Here is a 16,254-nt window from a genome sequence, read left to right on the forward strand (position 1 = left end):
GGGCGTAACGGCCTCGGATGTCACTGCTCCCGCAGATCCTTGACCCGGCGGATCTTGCCCACCGAGCGCTCCAGGGTCTCCGGATCGACGATCTCCACGTCCACGGTCACGCCCACGCCGTCCTTGACGCCCTTGCCGATCGTCGCCGCCGCGGCGGCCCGCTGGTCGGGGCCGGTGCCGGGGCGGGCCTCGGCGCGGACCGTCATGTGGTCCATGCGGCCGCGGCGGCTGAGCTGGATCGTGAAGTGCGGGGCGACGGCGGGGGTGCGCAGCAGGATCTCCTCGATCTGGCTGGGGAAGACGTTCACCCCGCGCAGGATGATCATGTCGTCGCAGCGGCCGGTGATCTTCTCGATGCGCCGGAAGGCCGGTCGGGCGGTGCCGGGGAGGAGCCGGGTCAGGTCGCGGGTGCGGTAGCGGATGATCGGCAGAGCCTCTTTGGTGAGGGAGGTGAAGGTCAGTTCGCCGCTGTCGCCGTCGGGCAGCACCTCGTCGGTGAGCGGGTCGACGATCTCCGGGTAGAAGTGGTCCTCCCAGACGTGCAGGCCGTCCTTGGTCTCCACGCACTCCTGCGCGACACCGGGGCCGATCACCTCCGACAGGCCGTAGATGTCGACCGCGTGGATGTCCATGCGCTCCTCGATCTCGCGGCGCATCGCCTCCGTCCACGGCTCGGCGCCGAAGATGCCCACCTTGAGGGAGCTGGTGCGCGGGTCGACGCCCTGGCGCTCGAACTCGTCGAGGAGGGTGAGCATGTAGGACGGGGTGACCATGATGATCTCGGGCTTGAAGTCCTGGATGATCTGCACCTGGCGGGCGGTCATGCCGCCGGAGGCGGGGATCACGGTGCAGCCCGCGCGCTCGGCGCCGTAGTGCGCGCCCAGGCCGCCGGTGAACAGGCCGTAGCCGTACGAGACATGGATCTTTTGGCCGGGGCGTCCGCCGGCCGCGCGGATCGAGCGGGCCACCACGTCCGCCCACATGGAGAGGTCGTTCTCCGTGTAGCCCACGACCGTGGGGCGGCCGGTGGTGCCGCTGGAGGCGTGGACGCGGCGGACCTGGTCCATGGGGACGGCGAACATGCCGAAGGGGTAGGTGTCCCGCAGGTCGGCCTTGGTGGTGAAGGGGAACCGGGCCAGATCCTCAAGGGTGTGGCAGTCGCCGGGTTTGACCCCGGCCTCGTCGAACTTCCTGCGGTACAGCTCCACGTTGTCGTACGCGTGCCTCAACGTAGCCTGGAGCAGGCCGAGTTGGTGCTCGCGCAGCTCCTCGCGGGTGAGGCGCTCGGCGGCGTCCAGCAACCCGTCGGGGAGTGGTTCCCCAAGGCGCGGACTCACGGGCGGCGAAGCCGGTGAGGCCGCCGGGGCTGTCAGGTCGCTGCTCATGGAGACTCCTTCGTCTTCGCGCTGTCGATACTGCGGCTGCGGCCGCGGAACTCCGCGATCACCTGGTCGCCGCGCATCACGCTCACGTCGTAGATGCCGCTGCGGCCGAACCGGGTGCGCTCCGTCGCGGTCGCCACCAGGACGTCGCCCTCGTGCGCCGGGGCGACGAAGTCGATGTCGGCCGCGGCGGCCACGGTCACCGGGCCGTGGCTGTTGCAGGCACAGGCGAAGGCGGAGTCCGCGAACAGGAACAGATAACCGCCGTGAGCGATCTTGTGTCCGTTGACCATGGCCGGGGTCACGGTCATACGGAGCACGGCGGTCCCTTCGCCGTGCTCGACGAGCTCTATGCCGAGAGCCCGGGACGCCTCGTCCGCGGCGAACATCTTCGCCGTCGGGCCGGAGGCCGTGTCAGCGGCCTGCGTCATTTTCCACCACCTTGTGGACCGACCGAACATTCGGTTAGCGTGCGTCACGGCCAAGTAATCCAGCAACACCACTGCCTGTCAAGAGGTGGAACGCATGCCCCAGACCAGCTCCGAGCTGCCCGACTTCTTCTCCCGCCATCGCGCCCTGCTGGAACAGGCGGTCGCGGCGACCGCCACCCGTGACCACTGGACGCCGTACCCGGAGTCGCCCAGCAAGTCGGTCTACGGCGAGGACGCGGCCAAGCACGGCGAAGCCGCCTTCCAGGAGCAGCTCGGCGGGTCCTTCGAGCTGGCGGGGCATCCCGGCGACGGGAGCGTGTCGGCCGCCGAGAGCAGTCCGTACGGCTTCGACCTGGGCATCTCCTACCCGCGCGTCGCGCCGGACGCGGCGGCTGCCGCAGCCCTGGCGGCCACCGGACCCTGGCGCGACGCGGGCCCCGACACCCGCGCCGGTGTCGCCGCCGAGATCCTGGCCCGGCTGAACGCGGCGAGCTTCGAGATCGCGCACGCCGTGCAGCACACCACAGGCCAGGCCTTCGTCATGGCGTTCCAGGCGGGCGGCCCGCACGCACAGGACCGCGGTCTGGAGGCCGTCGCGTACGCCTGGGCCGAGCAGAAGCGGCACCCGGGCGCGGCCCGCTGGAGCAAGCCGCAGCGCAAGGGCGGCCCGCTGGTCCTGGACAAGAAGTTCACCCCGGTCGGCCGCGGGGTGTCGCTGCTCATCGCCTGCAACACCTTCCCGACCTGGAACGGCTACCCGGGCCTGTTCGCCAGCCTGGTCACCGGCAACCCGGTCGTGGTCAAGCCGCACCCGGGCGCCGTCCTCCCCCTTGCGGTCACCGTGCGGATCGCCCGCGAGGTACTGGCCGAGGCGGGCTTCGACCCGAACGTCGTGATCCTCGCCGCCGAGGAGCCCGGGGGCCGTAGCGCCGCCGTCCTCGCGCTGCACCCCGACGTCCGGATCATCGACTTCACCGGCTCCACGGAGTTCGGCGACTGGCTGGAGACCAACGCCCGCCAGGCCCTCGTGTACACGGAGAAGGCCGGTCTCAACACCGTCGTCCTGGACTCCACCGACGACTACCGCGGCCTGCTCGGCAACCTCGCCTTCTCGCTGGCCCTCTACAGCGGCCAGATGTGCACCACCCCGCAGAACCTCCTGATCCCGCGCGACGGCATCACCACCGACCAGGGCGTACGCGGCGCCGACGAGTTCGCCGCCGACCTCGGCGCGGCCCTGGACAAGCTGCTCGGCGACCCGTCCCGCGCCGCCGGCACCCTAGGCGCGATCGTCAACGACGGCGTGCGGTCCCGCTTGGAGCAGGCCGCCACGGTCGGCCGTACGGTGCGTGCGTCGACGCCCGTCGAGCACCCCGAGTACCCGAAGGCCGTCGTGCGTACGCCGCTGGTGGCCCGGCTCGACGCCGAGGACGACCGGGAGACGTACACCCGGGAATGGTTCGGGCCGGTGTCGTTCGTCATCGGCACCGACTCCACCGAGCACAGTCTGCGGATCCTGCGCGAGACGGTGCGGGCGCACGGCGCGCTGACCGCCGCCGTCCACTCCACCAGTGAACTGGTGCTGGACGCAGCCGAGTTGGCCGCTCTGGACGCGGGCGTGCACCTCTCCGAGAACCTCACCGGCGGCGTCTTCGTCAACCAGTCCGCCGCGTTCAGCGACTTCCACGGCAGCGCCGCCAACCCGGCCGCCAGCGCCACCCTGTCCGACCCCGCGTTCGTCACCGGCCGCTTCGCGACCCTGCAGTCACGCCGGCCCGCCCCCGCCGAGGAGACCACCGATGCCTGAGCTGTCCTCCGACGAGGTCTATCTGATCGACGGGGCCCGCACCCCGCAGGGCCGCTACGGCGGTGACCTCGCCTCCGTACGGCCCGACGACCTCGCGGCCCTGGTGGTCGGCGAGGCGGTCCGCCGCGCCGGAATCCCTGCCGAGGAGGTGGACGAGGTGATCCTCGGCGCCGCCAACCAGGCCGGCGAGGACAACCGCGACGTGGCCCGCATGGCCGTCCTGCTGGCCGGGTTGCCGCACACCGTGCCCGGCTACACCGTCAACCGGCTCTGCGCCTCGGGCCTGACCGCCGTCGCCTCGGCCGCCCAGGCGATACGCGCCGGAGAGGCGGACCTGGTCGTCGCGGGCGGCGTGGAGTCCATGACCCGCGCCCCCTGGGTGATGGCCAAGCCCGGCACCCCGTGGGCCAAGCCGGGGGAGGTGCACGACACCTCGCTCGGCTGGCGCTTCACCAATCCGCGCTTCGCCGCCCAGCAGACCCTGACGATGGGGGAGACGGCCGAGGAGGTCGCCGCGCTCGACGGCATCACCCGCGCCGAGTCCGACGCGTTCGCGCTGCGCAGTCATCAACGGGCCGTCGCCGCCCAGGAGTCGGGCCGCTTCGACCGGGAGATCGTGCCGGTCGCGGTCAAGGACGGCGAGGTGACCCGCGACGAGGGCCCGCGCCCCGGCACCACGCTGGAGAAGCTCGGCTCCCTGCGCACCATCTTCCGCGACGGCGGCATCGTCACCGCAGGTTCCTCCTCACCCCTGTCCGACGGCGCCGCCGCCCTGGTGGTCGCGAGCGGCGCGGCCGTCCGACGCCACGGACTCACCCCCAGGGCGCGGATCGTCACCTCCGCCTCGGCCGGAGTGCAGCCCCACATCATGGGCCTCGGCCCGGTCCCCGCCACCGAGAAGGCCCTCGCCCGCGCCGGATGGCAGACCGGCGACCTGGACGCGATCGAACTCAACGAGGCCTTCGCCGCCCAGGCGATCGCGGTCACGCGCCGCCTCAAACTGGACGAGGAGAAGGTCAACGCCGACGGCGGAGCGATCGCCCTCGGCCATCCTCTTGGGTGCTCCGGCGCCCGTATCCTGCTCACGCTGCTGGGCAGGTTGGAGCGCGAGAACGGCAGCCGGGGTCTGGCCACACTGTGCGTCGGGGTCGGGCAGGGCGTCGCGATGCTTGTGGAGCGGGTATGAGCGTCCCCTCCGCCGGCCCGAGCGCCCGGAATACAGGCCTGAGCGCGTCCGCCACCGACCCGAACTCCCCTGAAACGGGGCAGAGTTACCCCTCCGTCGGGTCGAGCGTGCCCGTCGCTGGTGTGAGCGCCCCTACCAGTGACCCGAGTTCCGCCGCCACCGGTCCGAACTCTCCTGACGCTGGACCGAGTTCCCGCATCACTGGGCCGAGCGCGCCTGCCTTCGACCCGAACTCCCCCGACATCGGCCCGAGTTCCCCCACCGGCACCCCGTACGAGACCCTCCTCGTCGAGGACCGCGAGGACCGCGTCGTGGTCACCCTGCACCGCCCCGAGGCCCGCAACGCCATCAGTGGCCTGATGATCCGCGAACTGCACGCCGTCTGCGACCAGTTGGAGCAGAACCCCAAGCTGCTCCTGCTCACCGGACACGGCGGCGTCTTCGCGGGCGGCGCCGACATCGCCGAGCTGCTGGCACGCGGGCGGGACGAGGCTCTGCGGGGCATCAACAGCCGGCTCTTCGAGCGGGTACGCCGGCTGCCGATGCCGACCCTCGCCGCGGTGGACGGCTGGGCGCTGGGCGGCGGCGCCGACTTGGCGCACGCCTGCGACCTCCGTATCGCCGGACCGGACGCCGTCTTCGGCAACCCGGAGCCGGGGCTCGGCATCCTCGCCGCGGCCGGTGCCTGCTGGCGGCTGCCCGAGCTGGTCGGCGAGTCCGTCGCCAAGCAGGTGCTGCTCGCCGGACGGAACCTCGACGCGCCCGCCGCTCTGGCCGCCGGGCTGGTCATCGACGTCGTACCGGCGGACAAGCTGCTGGACGAGGCGCACGCGCTGCTCGACCGCATGGCCCGTTCGTCGGCCACGGCCCTCCGGCTCACCAAGCTCGTCGTCGACTCACCCGGCGCCCACCCGGTCGCCGACGACCTCGCGCAGGCCGTGCTCTTCGAGGGGCAGGACAAGAGGGACCGTATGACACGCTTCTTGAATAAAAGGGGCTTGGAGAAGAGGAGCAGCCGAGCATGAGCCCAACACCCCACTCCGCCCCCGCAGTTGTCGGTGTGATCGGCGGCGGCCGGATGGGCGCCGGTATCGCGCAGTCCTTCGCGGCCGCCGGTTCGTCCGTGACCGTCGTGGAGAGCGGCGAGGCCGCCTCGGCAGCCGCGCTGGACCGGGTCGCCACCGGCCTCAAGCGAGCTGCCGAGCGGGGCCTGCTCAGCGAACCCGCCGAGCAGGTGCTTGCCCGCGTCACCATGGTGGACTCCGTCGACGGCCTGCAGGCCGACGCCGACCTCGTCGTCGAGGCCGTCCCCGAGGACGCCGGGCTCAAGGCCCGCGTGCTGGCCGCGGCCGAGCAGGCGGTGGGCGCGACGACCGTGCTGGCCACCAACACCAGCTCCCTCTCGGTCACCGAACTCGCCTCCGCGCTCACCCGGCCCGGCCGTTTCCTGGGCATGCACTTCTTCAACCCGGTGCCCGCCTCGGCCCTGGTCGAGATCGTCGTCGCGCCGTCCACCGAGCCGGCCGTCGTCCGTGCCGCCCTCGACTGGACGCACGCCCTCGGCAAGAAGGACGTGACCGTCAAGGACTCGCCCGGGTTCGCCAGCAGCCGCCTCGGACTGGCGCTCGGCCTGGAGGCGATCCGCATGGTCGAGGAGGGCGTCGCCGCGCCGGAGGCGATCGACGACGCGATGAGCCTCGGCTACAAGCACCCCATGGGGCCGCTGCGCCTGACCGACCTGGTCGGACTCGACGTACGCCTGGCCATCGCCGAATACCTGCACTCCACCCTCGGCGAGCGCTTCGCCCCGCCCCGACTCCTGCGCGACAAGGTCGCCCGCGGTGAACTGGGCCGCAAGACGGGACAGGGGTTCTACACGTGGGAGTGAGCGTGGAGCAGACAGGGGATGGCGTCGGCTACCGCCTGGACGCCGGTGTCGCCACCATCGAACTGCGCAGGCCCGCGCTTGATGTCTCCCTGCGGAGCGGGCTGTTGGCCGCCGTACGCCGGGTGCGCAGCGACGGCGAACACGTCCGTGCCGTGCTGCTCACCGCGCGGGGCAAGCACTTCTGCGTGGGACAGGACCTCAAGGAGCACGCCCGCGCGCTGGAGACCGGGCCCGATTCCGCCTTCGCCTGCGTACGGAACGAGTACAACCCCCTGGTGGAGGCGCTGCACGCGCTGACCCAGCCGGTGGTCGTGGCCGTCGAGGGTGCCTGCGTCGGGGCAGGTCTCGGTCTGGCGCTGTGCGCGGATGTGCGGGTCGCGGCCGAGGGGGCCCGGTTCGCCACCGCGTTCACCGGGATCGGGCTGGCCGCCGACAGCGGGCTGAGCGGTGCGCTGGCGCAGGCGGTCGGTCCGTCGCGGGCCGCCGCGCTGATGCTGCTCGGCGATCGCTTCGGCGCCGAGGACGCGGAGCGGTGGGGGCTGGTGCACCGGGTCGTACCGGACGGCGAGGCAGCTGCGGAGGGACTTGCCCTGGCCAGGCGGCTGGCCGCCGGGCCCACCGTCGCGTACGCGGAGGTCAAGGCGCTGCTGCGGGACGCGCCCGGCGCGAGCCTCGCCACCGTGCTGGAGCGGGAGGCGGCGGCGCAGGAGCGGCTGGGGGCGACGCGGGACCACCGGGCCGCCGTAGAGGCGTTTCTCGCGCGGGCGGAGCCGTCGTTCGAGGGCCGGTGACCAGCCATTCACTCGGCAGGTCTTGCCTCGCCGGGGGAAACCCATCAGACTAGGTACCGAACGAATGGTCGGTAGGGAAGTTGGTGTGTCGATGACCAGCACAGGCACGGAGGCGTCAGCCGCCGGCTGGGACGAAGCGCGGCTCGAGGAGCAGTTCGATGCCACGATCGCGAAGGACCAGCGGATCGAGCCCCGCGACTGGATGCCCGACGGCTATCGCAGGACCCTGATCCGCCAGATCGCGCAGCACGCCCACTCGGAGATCATCGGGATGCAGCCGGAGGGCGACTGGATCACCCGCGCCCCCTCCCTGCGCCGCAAGGCGATCCTCTTCGCGAAGGTGCAGGACGAGGCCGGACACGGACTGTATCTGTACTCGGCCGCCGAGACCCTGGGCGCGGACCGCGCGGAGCTGACCGACGCCCTGATCGAGGGCCGGCAGAAGTACTCGTCGATCTTCAACTACCCGACGCCGACCTTCGCCGACGTCGGTGTGATCGGCTGGTTCGTGGACGGCGCCGCGATCTGCAACCAGGTGCCGCTGTGCCGCTGTTCGTACGGGCCGTACGCGCGGGCCATGGTGCGGGTGTGCAAGGAGGAGTCCTTCCACCAGCGTCAGGGCTACGAGTTGCTGCTCACGATGATGCGCGGCACGGACGGCCAGCGGGCCATGGTCCAGGACGCCGTGGACCGTTGGTGGTGGCCGTCGCTGATGATGTTCGGTCCGCCCGACGACGACTCGCCCAACTCGGCGCGCTCCATGGCCTGGAAGATCAAGCGGCACAGCAACGACGAACTGCGCCAGCGCTTCGTGGACATGACGGTCCCGCAGGCCCAGAAGCTCGGAGTCACCCTGCCCGACCCGGAGTTGAGCTGGAACGCCGAGCGCGGCCACCACGACTTCGGCACCCCCGACTGGTCCGAGTTGCAGCGCGTGATCAGCGGCGACGGACCGCGCAACGCCGAGCGGGTCTCCCGCCGCCGGGCCGCCCACGAGGAGGGCGCCTGGGTCCGGGAGGCGGCCACCGCCCACGCGGCCAAGCAGGCCGCCCGTACGCAGAAGACCGAAGGAGCGGCGGCATGACGCAGGACTGGCCCCTGTACGAGGTGTTCGTCCGCGGAAAGCGCGGCCTGAACCACGTCCACGTCGGCTCGCTGCACGCCGCCGACGACGCCATGGCGCTCACCCACGCCCGCGACCTCTACACGCGGCGCAACGAGGGAGTGTCCATCTGGGTCGTGCGCTCGGAGCACATCGCCGCCTCGACCCGCGACGAGAAGGACCCCTTCTTCGCGCCGAGCGCCGACAAGGTCTACCGCCACCCCACGTTCTACGACATCCCCGACGACGTCCCCCACATCTAGGAGCAGGGAATGAGTGACGACCACGTCTATCTGTCCCTGGTCGAGGGGCATGACGACAGCGACGCCCGCTGGGCGTTCGGTACCGGCTTCGAGGACCCGCTGTACGGCGTCGACCAGACCGTGCCGGACGGGACGGACTCCGCCCAACTGGCCGCGTTCTGCCTGGCACTTGGCGACGACGCGCTGGTGAGCGCGCAGCGGCTGGCCCAATGGTGCACGGCCGCCCCGGAGTTGGAGGAGGAGGTGGCGCTGGCCAACATCGGGCTCGACCTGCTCGGCCAGACCCGCCTCCTCTACGCCCGCGCCGGTCAGGTGGACGGCACCGGACGCGACGAGGACGCGTACGCCTACTTCCGCGACGCCGACGACTTCCGCAACGTACGGCTGGCCGAACTCCCCAACGGGGACTTCGCGTTCTCCATCACCCGGCTGCTGGTGCTGTCCTCCTGGCGGCTCGCGCTCTTCGAGCGGCTCGCCGTCACCACCTCGGACCCGGTGCTGGCCGCCATCGCCGCCAAGGGCGTCAAGGAGCTCGCGTACCACCGTCAGTACTCCGCCGAGTGGGTCGTCCGGCTGGGCGACGGCACCGAGGAGTCGCAACGGCGGATGCGTGACGCGCTGACCGGCATCGCGCCGTACGTGGACGAACTCTTCGCGGGCGACGGCGAGTTGAGGACCGAAGTCCTGGCCGTGCTCCGGCAGGTCACCGACGCCGCCGGGCTCGCCCTGCCCGAGGCGGCACCGGTCCCCGGACATGGCCGCCACGGCGACCACACCGACCACCTGGCCCCGCTGCTGGCCGAACTCCAGAGCGTGGCCCGCGCGCACCCGGAGGCGACATGGTGACCGCCCTGCTCGACGCGCGGCGTGCCCGGTCGGTCGCCGCGCAGGTGTCCGACCCCGAGATGCCCATGCTCACCCTCGCTGACCTCGGGGTGCTCCGCGAGGTCGAGATCGAGGCGGACGGGACGGTCGTCGCGAGCCTGACGCCCACCTACTCCGGCTGCCCCGCCATGGCCGAGATGCGCGCCGAGGTGGCCGCACGGCTGCGGGACGCCGGGTACGCGCGCGTGGAGATCCGCACGGTCCTGAACCCGCCCTGGACCAGCGACTGGATCACCCCGGCCGGCCGCCGCAAGCTCGCCGAACACGGCATCGCCCCGCCGGGTGCCGCCCCCCGAGGTCCGCTCACGCTCACGCTGTCGCCGACCCGTCGTACGGTGCCGTGCCCCCTTTGCGGATCGGCGGACACCGAGGAGACCTCGCGCTTCGCCGCGACCTCCTGCAAAGCCCTGTGGCGGTGCCGCGCCTGCCGCGAGCCGTTCGAGTACGTCAAGGAGATCTGATGGCGAGCCCCCAACGCCTGCTCGCGCTCGCGGAGAGCCCCCAACCCCCGCTCGCGGCAAGCCCCCACCTTGCGCCTGCGGCGATTCCTCAGCTCCTGCTCGTGGCGAGTTCCCTTTCTGCGCTCGCGGTGAGCCGCCAGGTCCCGCCCGTGGGGAGCCGCCGACTTCCGCCTGCGGTGATTCCTCAGCTCCCGCTCGTGGTGGGCTCCCGACGCCCACTCGTGACGAGCCCCCAGGTCCGTCTCGCGGAGAACCCCCAACTCCCGCCCGTGAAAAGGACGGTGGACCAGTGACCGCCCCGGCCCCCACCACTCCCGCCCGCCCGGCGCGCCGGCGCCCGGCCTTCCACGCCCTGCGGGTCGCCGCCGTCGAGCCGCTGTGCGAGGACGCCGCCGCCATCAGCTTCGACATTCCCGACCACCTCGCCGAGGAGTTCGCGTACCGGCCCGGCCAGTCGCTCACCCTCCGCCGCGAAGTCGAGGGCCGCGACGAGCGCCGCTCGTACTCCATCTGCTCCCCGGCGGGCGCGCGCCCCCGCATCGGCGCACGGGTCGTCCCCGGCGGCCTGTTCTCCTCCTGGCTGGTCAACGACGTACGCCCCGGAGACACCGTCGAGGTGATGGCCCCCGCCGGCGCCTTCACCCCGGACCTGACCCTCCCCGGCCACCACGTCCTGATCGCCGCCGGCTCCGGAATCACCCCGATGCTCTCCATCGCGGAATCCGTCCTCGCCGCCGACACCCGCTCACGCGTCACCCTCTTCTACGGCAACCGACGCAGCGACACCGTGATGTTCGCCGACGACCTCGCCGACCTGAAGGACCTGTACCCCGGCCGTTTCCAGCTGGCGCACATCCTGTCCCGCGAACCGCGCGAGGCGGAGATCCTCTCCGGCCGCCTCGACGCCGACCGTCTCACCGCGCTCGTGGACGCCCTCGTCGACGTGGACACCGCCGACCACTGGTGGCTGTGCGGCCCGCACGGCATGGTCCGCGACGCCCATCAGGTCCTCTCCGGACTCGGCGTCCCCGCCGAACGCGTCCACCAGGAGCTGTTCTACGCCGACGACGAGCCCGTACGGCCGAACCGTCACGTCGACGCCGCCTACGACGGCCCCGTCAGCCAGGTCACCGTCACCCTCGACGGCCGCACCACCAACTCGGCGCTGCCCAGGGACCGTTCGATCCTCGACGGTGCCCAGAAGACCCGGCCCGACCTGCCCTTCGCCTGCAAGGGCGGCGTCTGCGGCACCTGCCGCGCGCTGGTCACCGACGGCACGGCGGACATGCGGCGCAACTACGCCCTCGAACCCGCCGAGGTCGACGCCGGCTACGTCCTCACCTGCCAGACCTTCCCCGTGTCCGACACCCTCGCCGTCGACTACGACAGCTGAGGCGGACCATGACACTTCACTTCGAGGTAGCCGAGGGCGTCGGCACCATCCGCCTCGACCGGCCGCCGATGAACGCGCTGGACGTCGCCACCCAGGACCGCCTCAAGGAACTCGCCGAGGAGGCCACGCGTCGCGACGACGTGCGGGCGGTGGTGGTGTACGGCGGGGAGAAGGTGTTCGCGGCGGGGGCGGACATCAAGGAGATGCAGCGGATGGACCATGCGGCGATGGTCGTGCGGTCGCGGGCGTTGCAGGAGTCGTTCAGTGTGGTGGCGCGTATCCCCAAGCCGGTCGTGGCCGCCATCACGGGCTATGCGCTGGGTGGGGGTTGCGAGTTGGCGTTGTGTGCGGACTTCCGGATCGCGGCGGACAACGCGAAGTTGGGGCAGCCGGAGATCCTCCTCGGATTGATTCCGGGGGCGGGCGGCACGCAGCGGCTGGCCCGTCTGATCGGTCCGTCGAAGGCGAAGGACCTGATCTTCACCGGTCGTATGGTCAAGGCCGATGAGGCGTTGGCGCTGGGTCTCGTCGACCGGCTCGTCCCCGCCGCCGAGGTGTACAGCGAGGCGCACGTGTGGGCGGCGCGGTTGGCGCAGGGTCCGGCGATCGCGTTGCGTGCGGCGAAGGAGGCGATCGACACGGGGTTGGAGACGGACATCGAGACGGGTCTCGCCGTCGAGCGCACGTGGTTCGCGGGCTTGTTCGCGACCGAGGACCGTGAGCGCGGGATGCGGAGCTTCGTCGAAGAGGGCCCCGGCAAGGCGAAGTTCCTCTGAACCGGGCCGTCAAATACCGCTCAACCGCTTGCAATTGACGTGATGTCTCATACAGGTCCCTCGGCGGGTCGGTTTATGGGAACCTTAACGTGACCTTAAGCCTGCCTTGTCGAGGGAGCCTGTCGATTGCCTCCAACAGAGCCTTCACCGCAGGTCGGAGGGGCTGTCGCAAGCCCTGAAATGACGGTGGCACATGCCAATCGGATGTCGCGGAACGGGGGCTTCCGGGGGGCGTATTCCTCCGGAACCGCCCCGGAGCCCGTTCGGGGCGGCCATGATGGACGCATGGCGGGGCTGGAAGGTATCGGACAGCCGCGGGGACAAGGCCGTGCGACCGCGGCGCGCTGGTCGCCTGCGGTCGAGGACGAGCGGGCACTCAAGGCGATCGAGTTGTTCGGCAATCCGACGGAGGCTGAAGTTCCGCTCCCGTCCCGCCCCGAGTCCGCCGCCGCGGCCCGCCGACTCACTCAGATCGTCGTTCTGCGCCACTGGGGGCTCGGCCCGAAACTGACCGAGGACGCCGTCTTACTCGTCTCGGAACTCGTCGGAAACGCCGTACGGCACACGGGTGCCCGGGTGTTCGGCCTGCGGATGAAGCGCCGCCGCGGCTGGATCCGCGTCGAGGTCCGCGACCCCTCCCGCGGCCTGCCCTGTCTGATGCCGGTCCAGGAGATGGACCTGAGCGGCCGGGGCCTGTTCCTCGTCGACAAGCTCTCCGACCGCTGGGGCGTCGATCTGCTGCCGCGCGGCAAGACCACGTGGTTCGAGATGCGCGTCGCCGACCGCTGAACACCTCAACACCCCCTGTGTGTACGGCGGTTCGGGGTGCCGGGCACCCTCGCGCGGACGACCCTTCGAGGCGCGACCCGTGAGATTCCCCCAATCGGGTCAATGCCCCGGTTTCTTACCCAACGCCCCTTAAATGGTCCGGGTGACCACGACCGACCGCCGTACGGCGTTGCGTGTGGGTGCCGGGCTCGTCGCCGGGGGCGCTCTCGCCGCCGGATGTGCCACGACCGGCTCCGCCCCATCCCCCGCCGCCCCCACGCACGCCTCCGCCGGTGGACCGGCGCCCGCCGCCAAGGCGACGCCGCTCACCGCCCCCGCGCCCCGCGCCTTCCCCCAACAGCCCGCGCAGATCACGCACGGACCCCGCGACCACCCCAAGATCGCGCTCACCTTCCACGGCCAGGGCGACCCCAGGATCGCCACCGCCCTTCTCACCGAGGCCGAGAAACACGGTGCCCACGTCACCGTCCTCGCCGTCGGGACCTGGCTCGACACCCACCCCGAGATGGCCCGCCGCATCCTCGACGGCGGCCACGACCTCGGCAACCACACCCAGCGGCACATCGCCGTCAACACCCTGTCCGAGGCCGACGCCCTGGCCGAGATCACCGGCTGCGCCGACCGCCTCAAGCGGCTCACCGGCTCGATCGGCACCTGGTTCAGGCCCTCGCGCGCCCCGGCCGCGTCCCCGCTCGTCCAGCGCCTGGCCCACCGCGTGGGCTACCCGCACGTGCTGTCCTACGACGTCGACTCCCTCGACTTCACCGAGCCCGGCGCCCCCGCCGTCACCCGCAAGGTGCTCGCCGAGGTCCGCAACGGGTCGGTCGTCAGCATGCATTTCGGGTATGCCGACACGGTCGCCGCGCTCCCCGCCGTACTGGAAGAACTCGACCGCCGCGGACTGCGCGCGGTGACGACCACGGAGCTGCTGAGCTGATGCGACACATCCCCCTCACCCGCGCCGCCCGCGTCCTGGTCACCGGCGCCGCCCTCGCCACGCTGGCCGCCCTCGCCGGCTGCGGATCGCAGGACCACGCCGACGAGGCCCTCGGCACCAAGGCCGCGCTCCAGCCGCAGCAGCAGAAGAAGGCGCGGGTCGCGCGGGCGCTGCCCGGTATGCCGCCGGTGCTCGACCCGGCCGACGTGTACGCCGCCGACCGCCCGGGCCGGCTCTCCCCGGTGGTCAAGGACTTCCCCTCCCGGGTCTACGTCCCCAACACCAACTCCAACACGGTCTCGGTGATCGACCCGAGGACGTACCGGGTCGTCGAGACCATCCCGGTCGGCGTCCAGCCCCAACACGTCGTCCCCTCCTGGGACTTGAAGACGCTCTGGGTCAACAACGACCGGGGCAACACCCTCACCCCGATCGACCCGCGAACGGGCAGGGCGGGCAAGCCCGTTGACGTGCACGACCCGTACAACCTGTACTTCACGCCCAACGGCAGGTATGCGATCGTCATGGCCTCGCTCGACCGGCAGCTGGTGTTCCGGGACGCGCACACGATGAAGACGGTGAAGGCCGTCCACGTCGGTTGCTACGGCGTCAACCACGCCGACTTCTCCCCGGACGGCCGGTACTTCATCGTCTCCTGCGAGTTCAGCGGCGAACTGCTCAAGGTCGACACCGAGAAGATGAAGGTCGTCGGGCAGCAGAAACTGCCGTTCCACGGCTCGATGCCGCAGGACGTCAAGATCTCGCCCGACGGCAAGAAGTTCTACATCGCCGACATGATGGCCAACGGCATGTGGGTCCTCGACGGCGACACCTTCGCCAAGCCGGAGTTCCTGCCCACCGGCAAGGGCTGCCACGGCCTGTACATCAGCCGGGACTCGCGCGAGATGTACATCTCCAACCGCGGCGAAGGCACCATCTCCATCTTCGACTTCACCAAGAACAAGCTGACGAAGAAGTGGCACCTGCCCAACGGCGGCAGCCCCGACATGGGCGGCGTCTCGGCGGACGGCAAGGTCCTGTGGCTGTCCGGCCGCTACAACTCCGAGGTCTACGCCATCGACACCCGCACCGGCACCCAGCTCGCCCGCATCAAGGTCGGCGGCGGCCCGCACGGCCTCGCGGTCTATCCGCAGCCGGGCCGCTACTCGCTGGGCCACACCGGCATCTTCCGCTGAAGCTCGCTGATTCTCCGCTGAAATCCGGTCAGTTGGACACGCCCCCATACGAGTGATGATCCACAGCCCGCCGCCGCGGAACCGGGATCGTGCCCCGCATGATCACCCTTCACCTGCGGCGGCGGACCGCTGCCGCCGTCCTGTCCCTCGCGGCCGTCTTCGCCACGACCGCCGCCACCGTCCCCGCCCACACCCCGGCCAGGGCCGCCGCGCCCGCCTGCCCCGTGGTCGCCGACCCCGCGATGGCCGCCGTCGACCAGCGCGTGGACATCAGCCGCATCACCCCGGACCCGGTGTGGCGCACGAGTTGCGGCACCCTCTACCGCAGCGACAGCCGCGGGCCCGCGATCGTCTTCGACCAGGGCTTCGCCCCCAAGGACGTCGTCAACGGCCAGTACGACGTCGAGAAGTACGTCCTGGTCAACCAGCCCTCGCCGTACGTCTCGACGACGTACGACCACGACCTGTACAAGACCTGGTACAAGTCGGGCTACAACTACTACATCGACGCCCCGGGCGGCGTGGACGTCAACAAGACCATCGGCGACACCCACAAGTGGGCCGACCAGGTCGAGGTCGCCTTTCCCGGCGGGATCGCGCGGCAGTACGTCATCGGCGTCTGCCCGGTCGACAAGAAGACCAAGGTCGAGATCATGAGCGACTGCGAGAGCAACCCGAACTACCGCCCGTGGCACTGACGCCCGTGGCACTCACGCCTGCGGTACCGACGACTGTCGGGCGCTGAGCAGCACCGCTTCCGAACCCACCGGACGGTAGTCCGCCGCCAGGAACGCCCGCATGCTGCGGGCGTTCCCCGGCGCGACCTGCGCCCACAGCGGCTCCGCGGTGAGGTGGCGGGCCGCCGCCACCAGGGCGCGGCCCAGGCCCCGGTGCCGTATGTCCTCGTCGATCTCGACGGAGACCTCCAGCCGGCCCGCGACCCCGCGGCCCAGCACCAGCACACCGC

At 71.3% G+C, this 16,254-nt stretch carries 19 protein-coding genes; 16 read left to right on the forward strand and 3 right to left on the reverse strand.

Going from position 1 to position 16,254, the window contains the following annotated elements; translation table 11 throughout:
- Positions 1 to 20: 20 nt before the first annotated feature.
- The gene (gene paaK, locus ACFWP5_RS03175; RefSeq protein ID WP_384149365.1) at positions 21 to 1,385 is read right to left on the reverse strand and encodes a phenylacetate--CoA ligase PaaK; all 1,365 of its coding nucleotides are present in this window, start codon (positions 1,383 to 1,385) and stop codon (positions 21 to 23) included.
- Entirely contained in the window at positions 1,382 to 1,813 is a 432-nt protein-coding gene (gene paaI, locus ACFWP5_RS03180; RefSeq protein ID WP_384149368.1) for a hydroxyphenylacetyl-CoA thioesterase PaaI, read from the reverse strand. The genes paaK and paaI overlap by 4 nt, the downstream gene beginning before the upstream one ends.
- A 94-nt stretch (positions 1,814 to 1,907) precedes the next feature.
- Here paaI and paaN point away from each other — a divergent pair, with 94 nt between their 5' ends.
- From paaN to ACFWP5_RS03260, 16 genes are all read left to right on the forward strand, one after another.
- Positions 1,908 to 3,620, forward strand: coding sequence for a phenylacetic acid degradation protein PaaN (gene paaN / locus ACFWP5_RS03185; RefSeq protein WP_384149370.1), 1,713 nt, complete (start codon positions 1,908 to 1,910; stop codon positions 3,618 to 3,620).
- Entirely contained in the window at positions 3,613 to 4,806 is a 1,194-nt protein-coding gene (locus tag ACFWP5_RS03190) for a thiolase family protein (protein ID WP_384149372.1), read from the forward strand. The genes paaN and ACFWP5_RS03190 overlap by 8 nt, the downstream gene beginning before the upstream one ends.
- Positions 4,807 to 5,048: 242 nt before the next feature.
- Positions 5,049 to 5,831, forward strand: a complete 783-nt coding sequence (locus ACFWP5_RS03195) for an enoyl-CoA hydratase/isomerase family protein (RefSeq protein WP_384149528.1) — start codon at positions 5,049 to 5,051, stop codon at positions 5,829 to 5,831.
- Positions 5,828 to 6,694 carry a 3-hydroxyacyl-CoA dehydrogenase family protein gene (locus ACFWP5_RS03200; RefSeq protein ID WP_384149374.1) on the forward strand — a complete coding sequence of 289 codons (867 nt, stop codon included), beginning with the start codon at positions 5,828 to 5,830 and terminating at the stop codon, positions 6,692 to 6,694. The genes ACFWP5_RS03195 and ACFWP5_RS03200 overlap by 4 nt, the downstream gene beginning before the upstream one ends.
- Positions 6,695 to 6,696: 2 nt before the next feature.
- A complete protein-coding gene (locus ACFWP5_RS03205) occupies positions 6,697 to 7,485 on the forward strand; it encodes an enoyl-CoA hydratase/isomerase family protein (RefSeq protein ID WP_384149376.1) in 789 nt (262 codons plus the stop codon).
- Positions 7,486 to 7,576: 91 nt separating this feature from the next.
- On the forward strand, positions 7,577 to 8,569 hold the full coding sequence (paaA, locus tag ACFWP5_RS03210) for a 1,2-phenylacetyl-CoA epoxidase subunit PaaA (RefSeq protein ID WP_384149378.1): 993 nt from the start codon (positions 7,577 to 7,579) through the stop codon (positions 8,567 to 8,569).
- On the forward strand, positions 8,566 to 8,850 hold the full coding sequence (paaB, locus tag ACFWP5_RS03215; RefSeq protein ID WP_019075091.1) for a 1,2-phenylacetyl-CoA epoxidase subunit PaaB: 285 nt from the start codon (positions 8,566 to 8,568) through the stop codon (positions 8,848 to 8,850). The genes paaA and paaB overlap by 4 nt, the downstream gene beginning before the upstream one ends.
- 9 nt (positions 8,851 to 8,859) lie before the next feature.
- On the forward strand, positions 8,860 to 9,696 hold the full coding sequence (paaC, locus tag ACFWP5_RS03220) for a 1,2-phenylacetyl-CoA epoxidase subunit PaaC (RefSeq protein WP_384149381.1): 837 nt from the start codon (positions 8,860 to 8,862) through the stop codon (positions 9,694 to 9,696).
- Complete coding sequence (gene paaD, locus ACFWP5_RS03225; protein WP_384149383.1) at positions 9,690 to 10,196, forward strand: 1,2-phenylacetyl-CoA epoxidase subunit PaaD; 507 nt, start codon at positions 9,690 to 9,692, stop codon at positions 10,194 to 10,196. Before paaC ends, paaD begins: the two co-directional genes overlap by 7 nt.
- The gene (locus tag ACFWP5_RS03230; protein ID WP_384149385.1) at positions 10,196 to 10,489 is read left to right on the forward strand and encodes a hypothetical protein; all 294 of its coding nucleotides are present in this window, start codon (positions 10,196 to 10,198) and stop codon (positions 10,487 to 10,489) included. The genes paaD and ACFWP5_RS03230 overlap by 1 nt, the downstream gene beginning before the upstream one ends.
- On the forward strand, positions 10,486 to 11,589 hold the full coding sequence (paaE, locus tag ACFWP5_RS03235; protein WP_384149387.1) for a 1,2-phenylacetyl-CoA epoxidase subunit PaaE: 1,104 nt from the start codon (positions 10,486 to 10,488) through the stop codon (positions 11,587 to 11,589). Before ACFWP5_RS03230 ends, paaE begins: the two co-directional genes overlap by 4 nt.
- 8 nt (positions 11,590 to 11,597) lie before the next feature.
- Positions 11,598 to 12,365, forward strand: a complete 768-nt coding sequence (locus ACFWP5_RS03240; RefSeq protein WP_384149389.1) for an enoyl-CoA hydratase/isomerase family protein — start codon at positions 11,598 to 11,600, stop codon at positions 12,363 to 12,365.
- Positions 12,366 to 12,650: 285 nt separating this feature from the next.
- Positions 12,651 to 13,154: an ATP-binding protein gene (locus ACFWP5_RS03245; RefSeq protein ID WP_384149391.1), complete on the forward strand. Its 504-nt coding sequence runs from the start codon at positions 12,651 to 12,653 to the stop codon at positions 13,152 to 13,154.
- 133 nt (positions 13,155 to 13,287) lie between these two features.
- Positions 13,288 to 14,091, forward strand: a complete 804-nt coding sequence (locus ACFWP5_RS03250; RefSeq protein WP_384149393.1) for a polysaccharide deacetylase family protein — start codon at positions 13,288 to 13,290, stop codon at positions 14,089 to 14,091.
- Entirely contained in the window at positions 14,091 to 15,287 is a 1,197-nt protein-coding gene (locus tag ACFWP5_RS03255) for a hypothetical protein (protein WP_384149395.1), read from the forward strand. Before ACFWP5_RS03250 ends, ACFWP5_RS03255 begins: the two co-directional genes overlap by 1 nt.
- Before the next feature lie 98 nt (positions 15,288 to 15,385).
- Positions 15,386 to 15,985: an ADP-ribosyltransferase gene (locus ACFWP5_RS03260; protein WP_384149397.1), complete on the forward strand. Its 600-nt coding sequence runs from the start codon at positions 15,386 to 15,388 to the stop codon at positions 15,983 to 15,985.
- A 12-nt stretch (positions 15,986 to 15,997) separates the two neighbouring features.
- Here the strand turns inward: ACFWP5_RS03260 and ACFWP5_RS03265 are convergent.
- Positions 15,998 to 16,254, reverse strand: a 257-nt coding sequence (locus tag ACFWP5_RS03265) for a GNAT family N-acetyltransferase (protein ID WP_384149399.1), incomplete at its 5' end; no start/stop codon positions are given.

The organism is Streptomyces sp. NPDC058469 (assembly GCF_042721125.1).
Classification (GTDB): Bacteria; Actinomycetota; Actinomycetes; order Streptomycetales; family Streptomycetaceae; genus Streptomyces.